Raw genomic sequence first — 13,206 nt, 5'->3', positions numbered from 1 at the left:
TCTCTGGCTAGAGTGCGCATCATATTGCTCATTGAGGGGTTAGTATGCACAAAAACGAACGAGAATCACCACGAAGGGACACCGTGTACCTTCCGATCGCCGAGGTTGCCTGCGTGCCGGCTCGGGCGCGCGTCTTCGAGCAGGGCTGGCAGTCCTGGAGTCCCACCGGCACCTACCGGGGTGACGCGACCTCGCCCCGGCCGTCCTCGGCGCAGATCGCGGCGAGCTGCTTCCGCTTCGACCGGCCGATGCCGGAGTCCGGCTTCCAGGGCGAGGGACTCATCGTGATCGACCCGGGCGACGGCGGCCCGGTGCGGTCCTGGTCCGCAGTGGACCACTGCGCCGAAGTCCCCTCCATCCGCGTGCAGGCGCTCGGGGACCGGCTCGTCGTCTCCAGCCAGGGCGCTGTCCGGGAGACCGAGCACGCCGACCTCCCGCGCGCGCTCGTCGCCTGGGCCGAGGAGGTGGCGGCCGACGGTGGCGTGACGGCGGTCCGCCCGCTCGGTCCGGGATGGAGCAGCTGGTACGGGCACTGGAACAAGGTCACCGAGCAGGACATCGCCGACACCCTGGTGCACGCCGAACGACTGGAGCTACCGCTGGAGATCATCCAGCTCGACGACGGCTACCAGAGCGCGATCGGGGACTGGCTCGACATCCGGCCGGGCTTCGGATCCCTGGAAGGAGTGGCGAAGCGCGCCGCCGACACGGGGCGGCGCGCGGGCATCTGGCTGACTCCGTTCTTCGTCGCCGCCGACAGCCGGGTGGCGACCGAGCATCCGGACTGGCTGGTGCGGGGCACGCCCGCGATGCGCGAGTGGGACCGGGACATCGCGGTGCTCGACGTGACGCATCCTGGGGCGGCGGAGCATCTCGGCGGTCTGTTCAGATCCCTCGTGGCGACCGGGTTTTCGTTCTTCAAGATCGACTACATCTACGCCGGAGCGCACCCCGGCCAGCGGCACGCCGACGTGTCGGGGCACGACGCCTACGTGGCGGGAATGCGGATCATCCGCGAGGCGGTCGGGCCGGACTCGACCGTTCTCGGTTGCGGCGCACCGATGCTGCCCAGTGTGGGACTCGTCGACGCCATGCGGGTCAGCCCGGACACCGCGGTCACCGTCGAACCGAAGTCCGGGGACGTCAGTCAGCCCTCGCAGCTCGGCGCGCGGCTGGCCGGGGCCGCGCGGGAGTTCATGCACGGCCGGTTGTGGGTCAACGATCCCGACTGCCTGCTGGTGTCTCCGCGCGTGGAAGACCGCGCCGGCTGGGCGGATCACGTGGCCTCCAGCGGTGGGTGGAGGTGTTCGAGCGATCGCCTCGCCGACCTCGACGAATGGGGAGTAACGCGCACCCGCGAGCTGCTCACGCCATCAACCGGTCCTGCCTGATCTCTCCGGAAGGGAGTCCGCCATGGCTCAGGTCCTCACGGTGCCGACCTCGCCGCCACCGGTCTCGACCCGGCCGGTGCCGCCACGGGGACGTCGGCGGCGGGCGTGGGAAACCCTGACGGCATACGCCTTTGTGGCCCCGAGCCTGTTCGGCGTCGTCACGTTCCTGTTGCTGCCGGTACTGATCGTCGCCGGGCTGAGCCTGTTCGACTGGAAGCTGCTGGCCGCGCCGGAGTTCGTCGGGCTGGCCAACTACGAGCGGCTCTTCGCCGACGGCGGGATCGGCCACTCGCTGCTGGTGACCGTCGCCTACGTGGTCCTGACCATCCCGGTGCAGACGGTGCTGGCCCTGTTGCTCGCGCTGCTGCTCAACCAGCGAGTGCGCGGCGTGAAGATCTTCCGCGCGATGTTCGTCCTGCCATGGATGGCGACGCCGGTGGTGATGGGCCTGGTGTGGGGCTGGATCTTCGACCCGGCCAACGGTGCGGTCAACTCATTCTTGGACGTCTTCGGGATCGACGGGCCGAGCTGGTTGTCCTCGCCCAGCCTCGCACTGCCCGCGGTGGCGGCCACGCAGGTGTGGCAGTTCGCGGGCTACAACATGCTGTTCTTCCTCGCCGGGTTGCAGTCCATCCCGAAGGACTTCTACGAGGCAGCCTCGCTGGACGGGGCGTCGCCGGTCCGGCAGTTCTTCGCGATCACACTGCCGCTGTTGCGCCCGACGCTGTTCTTTGTCCTCGTCACCAACGTGATCGGCTCGTTCCAGGTCTTCGACACCGTTTTCGTGATGACCAACGGCGGGCCCGGCAACAGCACCGAGGTCATCAACTACACGATCTACCAGACCGCGTTCCGGCAGTTCGAGTTCGGTTACGCCTCCGCCATCGCGATGGTGCTGTTCCTGATCATCCTCGCGGTCACCATGGCGCAGGTCCGGTACTTCAACCGCACCACGACCTACGACCTGACCTGAGAGGAGCCGACCGTGACCACGACCACCCGGCGACGGCGGCCCTCCCGCCGCGCCGCCCTCTACGCGACGCTGATCATCGGGGCGGCCATGTCGGTCTTCCCGTACTGGCTGATCGTCTCGACCGCGTTGAAACCGCGCGGTGAGCTCTTCGAGGCGGCGCCGTGGGCGCCGCCGGCCGCGCCGACGCTGGAGAACCTCGGCGCGCTGCTGGGCTCGGACTTCGCGCAGTCCATCCTCAACACCTTCATCTTCGTCACCGTCCTCACCGTGGGACAGCTGATCTTCACCACGTTGGCGGCGTACGCGTTCGCGCGCTTGGACTTCCGGGGCCGCAACGCGCTGTTCTGGCTGTACCTGGCCACCCTGATGGTGCCCAACGTGGTGACCCTGATCCCGCTGTTCCTGATCATGCGTGAACTGGACCTGGTCAACAGCTGGTACGGGCTCGTCGCGCCGTACGTCTTCGGCACGCCGTACGGGATCTTCCTGATGCGCCAGTTCTTCCGCAGCATCCCGCGCGAGATCGAGGAGGCCGCACGGGTGGACGGTGCGGGGCACCTGACCATCCTGTGGCGGATCATCCTGCCGCTGAGCAGGCCGATCCTGGCCACACTGGCGATCGTCACGGTGATCTCCTCCTGGAACAACTTCCTGTGGCCGCTGATCATCACCAGCAGCGCGGACACCCGCGTGATCACCGTCGCGATCGCCGCCCTGCGCTCGGAGATCGGCATCGACTACACCCGGATGATGGCAGGCAGCCTGCTCACGCTGCTGCCGATGCTGCTCGTCTTCGTCTTCTTCCAGCGCTACATCGTCCGGTCGGTCGCCCTGACCGGACTCAAGTGACACGAAGGAGTGTCCCCATGCAGCTCTCGACTTTCCGACGGAAGATGCTCAGCGCCCTGACAGTCGGCGCGCTGGTCGGACTGGTCGCCGCCTGCGGCGGCAGCGGCGACAGCAACGGCAAGACGACACTGACGTACCGAATCTGGGACGAGCAGCAGCAGAAGGGGTACGAGAAGGTCTTCGAGGCGTTCAAGGCCAAGCACCCCGACATCGACGTCAAGATCGAGCTTCAGCCCTACGACCAGTACTGGACCAAGCTCGTCACCGAGATGGTCTCCGGCACCGCGCCCGACGTGTTCTGGATGACGCCAGCGAACTTCCCCGAACTGGCGACCAAGGGCGCGTTGATGGACGTCTCCGCCGCCGTGGAGCAGTCCGGCCTGACCAAGGACAAGTACCACTCCAACGTCGTGGATTCCTTCACCTACAAGGAAAAGATGTACGCCGTCCCCAAGGACTGGGGCGTGCCGGGGATGCTCTACAACAAGCAGGTCTTCGCCGAGGCCGGGGTCGAGATGCCCACCGAACCGCTGACCTGGGCGCCCGACGGATCCGGGACGTTCCTGCCGCTGATGCGGAAGCTGACCGTCGACGTGAACGGCAAGCATCCCGATGAACCGGGATTCGACCCGGCCAAGGTCAAGCGGTGGGGCTTCGCCTCGTGGAACCACTCGGGCACCCAGTGGCTGAACTGGATCCCGAGCAACGGCGGCACGACGATCACCAAGCCCTACGGCACGTTCAACTTCAACGAGCCCGCTTCGGTCGAGGCGTTGCAGTGGGGCGTCGACCTGATCAAGAAGTGGCACGTGTCCCCACCCGCCGAGCAGACCAACCCGCCCGCGGGCCGTGCGACCGAGATGTTCCAGCGCGGCGAGGTCGCGGTCTTCCCGGCCAACAACGCGCTGCTGCCCTTCGTCGCCCCCAGCTCGACCTTCCCGATCGGCACCGCATCGCTGCCCGCGGGCAAGGCAGGCCGCGTCGTGATCATCAACGGTCTCGGCGAGGCGGTCTACTCCCGCACCAAGCGCCCCGACCAGGCCAAGCAGCTCGTGTCGTTCCTGGCCACCCCGCAGGCGCAGGCGATCATGGCCGAGGGCGGCTACGTCTTCCCGGCCATCAACGACCTCGCCCCGCGCTACGTCGAGCACTGGAAGGCCAAGGGCATCGACACCCAGCCGTTCCTGGACGAGGCGCGCGGCAAGACGGTGAACTTCCCGATCGTGTCCGGCTTCGCCGCGGCGGAACCCAAGATCAACCAGATCTTCAACGACATGTACCTCGGATCGGTCAAGGTCGCCGACGCCGCCAGCGCGGCCGTCAAACAGGGCAACGCCCTGCTCAACCCCGAGAAGTAAGGAGGTTGGCCATGTCCGCATTACCCAGGAGGTGGCGCGGGGCGGCGATCGCCACCGCCGCGTTGCTGGCCGTCTCACTGGCACCACCGGCTGCCACGGCCGAGCCCGCGCCCGGGGTGCCCGTGCAGTTGCTGTCGATCACCGACCTGCACGGCTACTTCGGCGAGTACACCACGACCGTGCCCGGCTCGCGTACCGGTGAGCCCGCGAAAACCGTGGGTGGCGGGGCATATCTCGCCTCGCACCTCAACCGGCTGCGCGCACCGAAGAACTCCGTGCTGTTCTCCGCGGGCGACGACTTCTCCGGCTGGCCGTCGGAGACCGCGTGGTTCTGGAACGAGCCGACGATCGAGTACATGAACATGATCGGCGTCGAGTTCTCCACTGTGGGCAACCACGAGATCGACCGGAAACCGGCCTACCTCAAGCACATGATGGAGGGCACCTGCCAGGGGCGCCCCGACCACGACCTCTGCTTCACCGACTCGACCGGGAAACGCTTCCAGGGCGCGAACTTCGACTACTACTCCGCGAACGTGGTCAACGAGGCCACCGGTCGGCCGCTGGTCAAGCCGTACCACGTGCGGCAGGTCGACGACGGTCGCGGCGGCACGCTCCCGGTGGGATTCATCCACGCCACGACCACCCACACGCCGCAGGAACAGCTCTCCTACTGGCCGAGCGAACTGAAGTTCCTGCCCGAGGTGGAGACGATCAACCGCTACGCCGAGGAGCTGCGCGGGCAGGGCGTCCAGGCCATCGTCGCCGTGGTGCACGAAGGGTTCTCGCAAGCGAACGGTGCGGGCTACAACGACTGCACCGCACCGTTCGGCCCGCTCGCCGACATGAACAAGCAGATCAGCCCGGCGGTGGACGCCATCGTCGGTGGGCACTGGCACGCGCTGGTGAACTGCATGCTGCCCGACCCGGCCGGTAATCCCCGCCCGGTGGTGGACGCGGCGAACCACGGCAGGCTGATCAACGAGATCACCCTGGAACTGGACCCGGCGACCGGCGATGTCCGCCGAGACCGGACGAAGTCGGTCAGCCACGCCAACACCCGCGATGTCGCACCGGACCCCGAGGTGCAGCGGATGGCGAAGTACTGGAAGGACCGGCTCCCCGCGCGGGGCAACCAGCAGGTCGCCACGGTCACCGGCGATCTCACCCGCACCTCCGGCACCGACGAGGAGTCCACGCTCGGCAACGTCACCGCCGATGCGTTCCTCTGGGCCGCCAACAAGGACGGACAGGCCGACCTCGCGGTCGCGATGCCGGGAATCTTGTTGCGCGACATACCTTTCGCCCCCAACCCAGCCAATCCCGCAGACGCACCGGGACGAGTGCTGTTCTCCGAGCTGGTCTTCGGCACGGTCTACGAGAACGGCATCGGCCCGGCCGTCGTGCGCGGGACGGTGACCGGCAAGAAACTCGACGAGCTGATCGAGAGCCAATGGCAGCGGGGGACCGACGGTGTCGTGACGTATCGGCACATGGCCGTCTCCGGCAACGTTTCCTACACCTACGACCCCGACGCCCCGCTCGGGCAGCACGTCGACATCAAGAAGATCCGGATCGACGGCAAGCCGGTGAAGGCCGACCGCGAGTACCGGATCGCGACTCTGGCCAACAACTTCTTCGCCCGCAACGCCACACCCGGGTTCACGGCGCTGTTCGAGGCCAGGAACCAGGATCGGAGCATCTACTCCGGTGCGGACGCGCTCTGGAAGTATATGGAGGCGAGGTCGCCGGTCCGGCCGCCGAAGCTCGACCGGGTCCGGCCCGCGCCTGGAAACTGACCGCGCTCGCTCACCTGAACCGGGACGGAGGGGTTGGCACGTGTTCGCTCATCGAGTCGAACTTGCGGACATAGGTCAGTCCCTCCGGGATCTCGATGCTGGTCGTCGAAGTCCAGCCCCGGGTCAGGGTGGGCCAGTCGGGCACGTCCGGGTGGAAGTGCGGCCGGAACGGCTCGTAGCCGTCGATGAAGGCGGCCGGTTCCGACCTCGCTTGCCACCGGATGTCCGCCGACAACCGCAGCCGGTCGCTGAGGTTGGGGCGGGCCCCGTGCACGGTAAGGCTGGTGAACATGAGCACGTCCCCCTGGCCGAAGTGGGTGCTGCGCCAGTCGTCCACGCCGCTGCCCGCCACCTGCGCGGTGACCCCACCGGGGCCCTCCGCCCGGGACACACCGAGCACGCCGAGCTTGTGCGACCCGGCGAGGACCTCGAGCCCGCCGGCGTCGGAGGGACAGTCGGCGAGGGGGATCCACATGGTCAGGGTGTCGACCGCGCCCTGGATGAGGCGGTAGTCCTGGTGAGCGGGCGTGGGTGTGGCCCGCGGCGTCGGCGCCGTGACGCGGGCGATGTGCATCGGGTGGCAGAAGACCTCCTCGCCGAGCAGCCGCTGAGCCAGGCCGCGCAGCTCCTGGCGTTCGCTGAGCTCGTGGAAGGACTGCGTCGCCTGCACGGCGGAGTACATGCCGAAGAAGGTGGACTTGCCCTCCTCGACCGCCCGGTCGGACGCCCGCAGCTCGTGCGGCTCGGTGCCGGGGGCCAGCCACCTGCTGTCGTGGAGCACGGCCGCGATGTCGGCGCGAACACCGGTGACGTAGTCGCTGGGCAGCAGGCGGGGGAAGTAGAGGTAGCCGTCCTCGGACATGCGCTCCCGCAGCGCCGCGACGTCGTCGGCGATGTCACTGGAATCGATCAACTGCTTCATGTTCTGCCTCCACCGTGGGGGTCTCGACGGGTCCAACTGTAGAAAGGGCGGAGGCATCGCGGACATGGCTGAACCTGCCGGGGAGATGACAGATCCTGCTGCGACGCCCTCGCCTCCGGCCGGGTTGCTCGTCGTCGGCGAAAGCACCTTCACCAAGCGCGTCGAGGCGATTCGGCCGACCGGCTCGCCGAGCTGGCTGCTCATGTGGACAACGCGGGGACGCGGCGCCGTGCACCACGGGAACACGGCCCTGACAACCAGCGCGGGGCAGCTCGTGCTGATCGAACCCGGCGTGCGGCACACCTACGGAGTCGCCCCCGACGCCGGGGAATGGTCGCTGCTGTGGGCACATTTCCGAGCACCACAGGGAAACTGGCTTGGAACGAGTCGCCATCTGACACCGGCGGCGAGTGGCGCTGCGGAGGCCATCGACGCCGCCTTCGACCGGCTCCGCCGTTACGCCCGGCTCACCGGTGATCACATCCCGTCGTCGCCGGTCCACCTCCCGGCCTTCGCCGCCCGTCCCGAGCAGCAGGCCCTCGCCATGTGCGCGCTCGAGGAAATCGTGCGCCTGGCCGCCCTCACCGGTGCTCCCGCCGCACCGCCGGGCCCTGACCCGCGCATCGCCCGCGTGCAGCAGTTCATCGCCGAGACACCGGAGGCCCCGCACACCTTGAACTCGCTTGCCGCCATCGCCGGGCTGTCACCGTCGCGCTTCAGTCACCTCTACGCGCGGGCCACCGGCCGCAGCCCCATGCAGGAGGTGCGCTCCCGCCGCCTGCACCGCGCGGCTCGGCTGCTGACCGGCACGGGAATGTCCGTCGCCGCGGTCGCCGGCACCGTCGGCTACGTCGACCAGTTTCACTTCAGCCGCGCGTTCCGCCGCGAGTTCGGCCTGCCGCCGAGCAGTTACCGGCACAACGGCGCGGTTCCCGGTTGGGACTGACGTGTGTTGCAACAGCTGACCAAGCGGCTGCTGGAGTCCGCGTTGGACGGGAGATGACCGACCACCTCGGCTATGACAAGCACGACCCGGCCGGTCGCAACACCGGCAACTCCCGTAACGGCACCCGGTCCAAGACCGTGTTGACCGATGTCGGGCCGGTCGAGACCACCGTGCCACGTGACCGCACCAGCAGCTTCGAGCCCAAGATCGTCGGCAAGGTTCCCCACCCAGCGAACTGCAGCCGCTGTGCCAGGACCGGCTCCTACTCGCTACCCACCGATAGGCTGCTTGGCCTACAGCGATGACCGCTCGAGCGGTACAGAACTCGACGCAGGTCAGAACTTGATCTGCAGGTCGCCGATGTGCCAGGCACCGTTGTTCTTCTTCACTTCCAAGGTGACACTGAACGATCCGACGTTGCCGGTCGCGCCGATGAGCGCGAGCTCGTGCAACGTCCGGCCGTCAACGCTGACAGCAGTGTCCGCCACCGTGGCGGTATCACCATGGGGTACCACGTCGGACACCTTGACCTGCGCCTGCGGCGGCAGCTTCACGCCGGGCTTCGCCCACGCTTCGTGGAGCGACTCCAGGGTCTTCTTCGCTTGGGGGCCGTTGCACACAGTCTCGGCATCCTGACCCGCAGCCATCACGGGAGCACTCGCCAGACATGCCTCCGTGTAACGCTTCTGCAGAATCTGAGTGACCCAGGACTCGACCGCGGCAGCCGGGCTGTCCGCCGAAGCGTTGGCGCTGCTGGAGTTACTTGTGACACTTGGCGTAGTCGCGGTTTGACTGGCGCCACCGCTGGGTGCGGCCGTGCCCGTTCCCGCCACGCTCGAGCTGCACGCGACCAATCCGAACGCCATCGCAGGCACCACGACAGCCAGGCAGGCCGATTCGAGCCGCCGCGGGATCGCCGCCGAAACAATGCTCTTGTGTCGCATCGGAACTCCTTGAGATCAACAGGGATAGGCGCAGAACGTATCCCATGCCGTCCCGTGGCCGACATGGCGGGGACGCGTGGCGCGCCATCCGGAGGAATGGTCCGAGTGGTTGCCCCGTGTCTCGGCGATGATGCGTCAGCGGTACGACGAGGACGCCGAGTACGAGCGCGGCAACACCGGGAAACCTGACTTCCCGCGCTACCTGGTCGTGTTGGACGAGGTGCAGGGGATCCGCGCCACGCTGGGCAAGAACGAACTCGACCCGATCCTGCAACAGATCTCCCGTCAGATACGCGCCAGCAAAGGAAAACTGCTGCTGGCCACCCAGCGGCCGGACGCCGAAGACGCTATTCCCGGTGCGGTACGGGACATGACACCGTTCCCGGCAGGGGACCGGCGCGCGTCGGCGGTCGCCTACGCCGTATCCAGGGGTGCTACCTGGATAGCCCGAGGGAACATCCAGAGGTCGAATACCTCTACCCGCCGAAAACCTCGACAGCCGACGCAGCAGCCCAAGCCCGGACCAGCGCCGAGCAGCCAGCGAGCTTCACTCAGTGGGCCCCACGACCGGCCGCAGACGCGCCCAGCGACACCCCTGAGGAAGACCGCCTAGCTCAACGCTGCTCGACGCAGTGGCCGCTCTCGCAGGTTTGCCGGTCGTGCTGGCGAACAACCGTGGCTCTGCGTACAGCCACAGGCCCGTGGGCTGTCCGATGTGCATCAGTCCCTGGAGGGTGTTCGGGCTCGTCCGAGGATGTGTTGCTGTCTGGGGAAGAACCGCAGCGGCGAATAGGAGAACCGATCAAGCAGTTCGATCTGGAAGCCCGCCGTCTGGATGGCCGTGGCGATGTCTCGGTCGAGGCGGCAGCCACCGCCGATTCGTGACCAGAGCGGGGAAAGGGCCCGTTGCATGAGACTGAGCCATGGTTTGCCGGAGCGGACGTGCTCGAAAAAGCGGAGATCGCCCTCTGATCGGAGTACGCGACGAACCTCCGCGAGCGCCCGTGCGACATCGGGCACCGAGCAGAGTACGAGCGAAACCACAGCGGCGTCGAAGCTCGCGTCTTCGGCAGGTACCGCGTCCGCGTGTCCTGCAACCACCCTGACAGACACCGGCGCACGTTCGGCCGCTTGCTCGGCGAGGGCACGCAACCGGTCCTCCGGCTCTACGGCCACGACTTCGCGTACGGTGTCCGGATAGTGGCTGAAGTTCATGCCGTTGCCCGCGCCGATCTCGACCACCCGGCCGGACAACCCGGCAAGCGCCCGATCCCTGTGCTTCGCGGTGCCGCGCCGCTCGGATTCGGCACTGATCCGTTCGTACATCCGGGCGAAACGTGGATGTTGAAAGGCCGAGAGATCACTCATTGGCCCCATTCCTCGGTGTCGTCAGGGCGTCGAGCAGGACCGAGTATGCGCGCATGGGCAGGTCTGTGTCACCTCACCGGACGGGTGGCGCCGGACTGAATCGATATCTGATCTCGACTTGATGTCCAGGGCAGGGTTTGATGGACCCGAATCTGTCTGCTTGCTGGCTTGATCGGTGGCACGGCTGCCGAAGGACGATCGATCGAGCTGGCGGAGGAGAACACGGTGCTGGACCATGACGTCATCGATCTGGGCATTGGCGAGCCTGATCCGGCCGCGCTCCCGTTGGGCCAGTTGAGGCAGGCGGCAGCACATCGGTTGTCCAACGCCGACACGGCACCTTTGCGGTACGGCCCGGAAGAGGGCAGCGCCTCGTTCCGGGCCATGCTCGCGGAGTTCCTGACGCGGTGCTGCCGGGTGCCGGTTCACGCCGACCACCTGATGATCACCGCGGGCGCCTCGCACGCTCTTGACCTCGTCCTGTCTCGACTGTGCCGGCCAGGTGACGCGGTCTTCGTCGAAGACCCGACCTACATGTTCGCACTGGACATCTTCCGCGACCGACCGGTGCGGCTGGTCAGTGTGCGAGTGGACGAGCACGGACTCGACGTGGACGACCTCGAACGAATGCTTGCCGTCGAGGCTCCCAGGCTGGTGTACACCATTCCGGTGTTTCACAACCCGACGGGCGTGACACTGTCCGTGCAGCGGCGCCGTCGACTCATGGAACTCGCGGTCGAGCATGATTTCCTTGTCGTCGCTGACGAGGTTTATCAACTGACCGGAGAACGGGACGCGACGCCGCCGCCTCTGCGAACTGTGAACGGTGAGCGTGTGCTGTCGCTCGGTTCGTTCTCGAAGATCCTCGGCCCAGGCATCCGCCTTGGGTGGATCGAGGCAGCGCCGCACCATGTTGCCAGGCTGCGCGACGCCGGTGTACTCCACAGCGGCGGCGGTGCGTCCCCCTTGATGGCGGCGATCCTCGAAAGCCTGATCGATCTGGGGTTTCAAGACCGGTTCCTTGGCGACCTCTGGGAGATCTACCGAGCGCGACGATTGCACCTTGTCGACGTGCTGCGGGGTGTCCTACCGGCCGAAGTCCGTTTCACGACGCCGCAAGGTGGTTACTACATCTGGCTGGAACTGCCATCGCGCATCGACATCATGACATTGTCGACCCAAGCGGCTGCCTATGGCGTCGGCTTTCGCCCCGGCCCGCTCTTCTCCCGCCGGGACGAGTTCACCAGCCATCTACGGGTGTCCTTCAGCTTCTACAACGAGGAGCGACTTTCGCTGGCGGGCGAACGGCTTGGCGCGTTGCTGCGGTCAAGGCTGTGACCCGCGGTCACCAAACTCCGCCAGCAATGCCCGAACATCCAACGTATGGGTGAAGATACGGACGAACTACACAGCCGTCGATATAGTGCGCAAAGGTAACTGTTGCCCGCATGATTTCAGTAAATGATCACGTGCGATCATCTTTGGGACGGTGAGACCTACAGTGACCGGCAACAACGAGCTGGGCACGGCCGCGTTTACCGCCACTCCGCTGAGCGCCAACTGTCGCGCTGTGTACGAGCGGCGGGAGCATGCGTTGATCGGACTGAGTCCAGGAAGTGGGTACTTCTCGACGGGCAGGATTGGCCAGCTGGCCCAGATAGCCGCGACGGAGTTCGAAAGATTCCACTTCATGATCCTGGCCGAGCCGTTCACCTGGAACCTGCAGGCCATCGGCCATACCCCGACAGAGGCGGCGAAGTTGGGGTATCAGCAGCAGCGCAGGCTGATCAACAGGGCCAACCGCGCGCTCGCCGAGGCCGGTGCGACCGACAACGGCAATTATATCCTGCAATGGGCGGACCTGTGTGACAATCGTGAGTACGTGGAAATTCTCGGAAATGTGTATGAGTCGTACAATGCCATGGAGGATTTTCGAGTCGCGGCTTCCGGCATCGCCGCCGATTACGTGCGGACCCGCAATCTCCAGGGGCGGCGCCCGTTTGCTGAGCGTGTTTCTTTCGCCGTGCACTATTTCTTGGCCGAGCTACCGCTTTTGCTGGACACGCCGCACATACTCGGTCTGCGTTCGTCAGTGTTCTGCTATCACCGGACGAACGAGTTCATTGACAAGCTATGGACTGGGCAGCTTCCTGTCGCCCCCGCCGACAACCAGGGATACCTCGTGCTGACCCTGCCTTATCCGGCCAAGTCGTCCGTGGCTGACCCCGAGGCCACGTCCCCGGACAGCTGACTCCTGGGTGCCCCATCCCACCACGTCGATGCGGTGGGCCGGTCGGCACCAGGCTTCTGAAGGGTTCGTGAAAGGGGCGTGACACGCCGTCGGTGCATTCTGGTACCCACACCGAAGCCAACGGCAGCCGCCACCGATCAGCCGACCCGACAAGCACTCCCCGCAGAAGCGCAATGATCCACCTTTCCTGGCACCGAGGGGGCGTTCGGCGTCACGGGGAGGGGCGGCTCCGTGAGGCCGAATAGTTGTGCGCTTCGGGGGGACTCCAGAGGTGTCCCCCCGAAGCGCACGTGACGCCATCCCAAGACGCCGCCCCGATCAAGTCGGCACAAATACCTCTTCCTGCTCCGAAAACTGATGCCCGCGCTTGTCCTACGTTCTATGTTGGGTGTGGGAGGCGCGAAC

The 13,206-nt window shown here is 66.6% G+C and carries 12 protein-coding genes and 1 pseudogene; 10 read left to right on the top strand and 3 right to left on the bottom strand.

Going from position 1 to position 13,206, the window contains the following annotated elements:
- The first annotated feature begins 113 nt into the window (after positions 1-113).
- Genes ALI144C_RS30855 through ALI144C_RS30835 form a run of 5 tightly spaced genes read left to right on the top strand, consistent with a single transcriptional unit; the run spans position 114 to position 6,370 of the window.
- Entirely contained in the window at positions 114-1,391 is a 1,278-nt protein-coding gene (locus tag ALI144C_RS30855; RefSeq protein WP_202819091.1) for a glycoside hydrolase family 36 protein, read from the top strand.
- Positions 1,392-1,413: 22 nt separating this feature from the next.
- Entirely contained in the window at positions 1,414-2,364 is a 951-nt protein-coding gene (locus ALI144C_RS30850; protein ID WP_076990702.1) for a carbohydrate ABC transporter permease, read from the top strand.
- Between the two features lie 12 nt (positions 2,365-2,376).
- Positions 2,377-3,213 carry a carbohydrate ABC transporter permease gene (locus tag ALI144C_RS30845; RefSeq protein ID WP_083753533.1) on the top strand — a complete coding sequence of 279 codons (837 nt, stop codon included), beginning with the start codon at positions 2,377-2,379 and terminating at the stop codon, positions 3,211-3,213.
- Between the two features lie 17 nt (positions 3,214-3,230).
- A complete protein-coding gene (locus tag ALI144C_RS30840; RefSeq protein ID WP_076990701.1) occupies positions 3,231-4,571 on the top strand; it encodes an ABC transporter substrate-binding protein in 1,341 nt (446 codons plus the stop codon).
- Between the two features lie 11 nt (positions 4,572-4,582).
- Complete coding sequence (locus tag ALI144C_RS30835; RefSeq protein WP_076990700.1) at positions 4,583-6,370, top strand: bifunctional metallophosphatase/5'-nucleotidase; 1,788 nt, start codon at positions 4,583-4,585, stop codon at positions 6,368-6,370.
- A gap of 10 nt (positions 6,371-6,380) precedes the next feature.
- Here the strand turns inward: ALI144C_RS30835 and ALI144C_RS30830 are convergent, their stop codons facing one another.
- A complete protein-coding gene (locus tag ALI144C_RS30830) occupies positions 6,381-7,292 on the bottom strand; it encodes a phytanoyl-CoA dioxygenase family protein (protein WP_076990699.1) in 912 nt (303 codons plus the stop codon).
- A gap of 85 nt (positions 7,293-7,377) precedes the next feature.
- Here ALI144C_RS30830 and ALI144C_RS58725 point away from each other — a divergent pair, with 85 nt between their 5' ends.
- Together ALI144C_RS58725 and ALI144C_RS30820 are read left to right on the top strand one after the other, a co-directional pair.
- Positions 7,378-8,238 (top strand): helix-turn-helix domain-containing protein, encoded by an 861-nt coding sequence (locus tag ALI144C_RS58725; RefSeq protein ID WP_168211384.1) that lies wholly within the window; start codon positions 7,378-7,380, stop codon positions 8,236-8,238.
- Between the two features lie 3 nt (positions 8,239-8,241).
- Positions 8,242-8,456, top strand: a pseudogene (locus tag ALI144C_RS30820) (transposase); the annotation flags it as partial.
- Between the two features lie 117 nt (positions 8,457-8,573).
- Here ALI144C_RS30820 and ALI144C_RS57850 read toward each other — a convergent pair.
- Positions 8,574-9,182, bottom strand: coding sequence for a hypothetical protein (locus ALI144C_RS57850; RefSeq protein ID WP_237774393.1), 609 nt, complete (start codon positions 9,180-9,182; stop codon positions 8,574-8,576).
- Between the two features lie 76 nt (positions 9,183-9,258).
- On the opposite strand from ALI144C_RS57850, the gene ALI144C_RS30810 reads away from it, so the two are divergent.
- Entirely contained in the window at positions 9,259-9,795 is a 537-nt protein-coding gene (locus ALI144C_RS30810) for a hypothetical protein (RefSeq protein ID WP_143230970.1), read from the top strand.
- A gap of 107 nt (positions 9,796-9,902) precedes the next feature.
- Here ALI144C_RS30810 and ALI144C_RS30805 read toward each other — a convergent pair whose 3' ends face one another.
- Positions 9,903-10,508: a class I SAM-dependent methyltransferase gene (locus ALI144C_RS30805; protein WP_202819090.1), complete on the bottom strand. Its 606-nt coding sequence runs from the start codon at positions 10,506-10,508 to the stop codon at positions 9,903-9,905.
- A gap of 210 nt (positions 10,509-10,718) precedes the next feature.
- Here ALI144C_RS30805 and ALI144C_RS30800 point away from each other — a divergent pair, with 210 nt between their 5' ends.
- Both ALI144C_RS30800 and ALI144C_RS30795 read left to right on the top strand, forming a co-directional pair.
- Positions 10,719-11,888: an aminotransferase-like domain-containing protein gene (locus ALI144C_RS30800; RefSeq protein ID WP_168211383.1), complete on the top strand. Its 1,170-nt coding sequence runs from the start codon at positions 10,719-10,721 to the stop codon at positions 11,886-11,888.
- A gap of 163 nt (positions 11,889-12,051) precedes the next feature.
- On the top strand, positions 12,052-12,801 hold the full coding sequence (locus ALI144C_RS30795) for a tRNA-dependent cyclodipeptide synthase (RefSeq protein ID WP_076990695.1): 750 nt from the start codon (positions 12,052-12,054) through the stop codon (positions 12,799-12,801).
- Positions 12,802-13,206: the final 405 nt, after the last annotated feature.

It is taken from the genome of Actinosynnema sp. ALI-1.44 (assembly GCF_001984155.1).
GTDB lineage: Bacteria > Actinomycetota > Actinomycetes > Mycobacteriales > Pseudonocardiaceae > Kibdelosporangium.
Note: the sequence above shows the minus strand (reverse complement) of the source record. Positions and strands in the feature narration are given on the sequence as shown.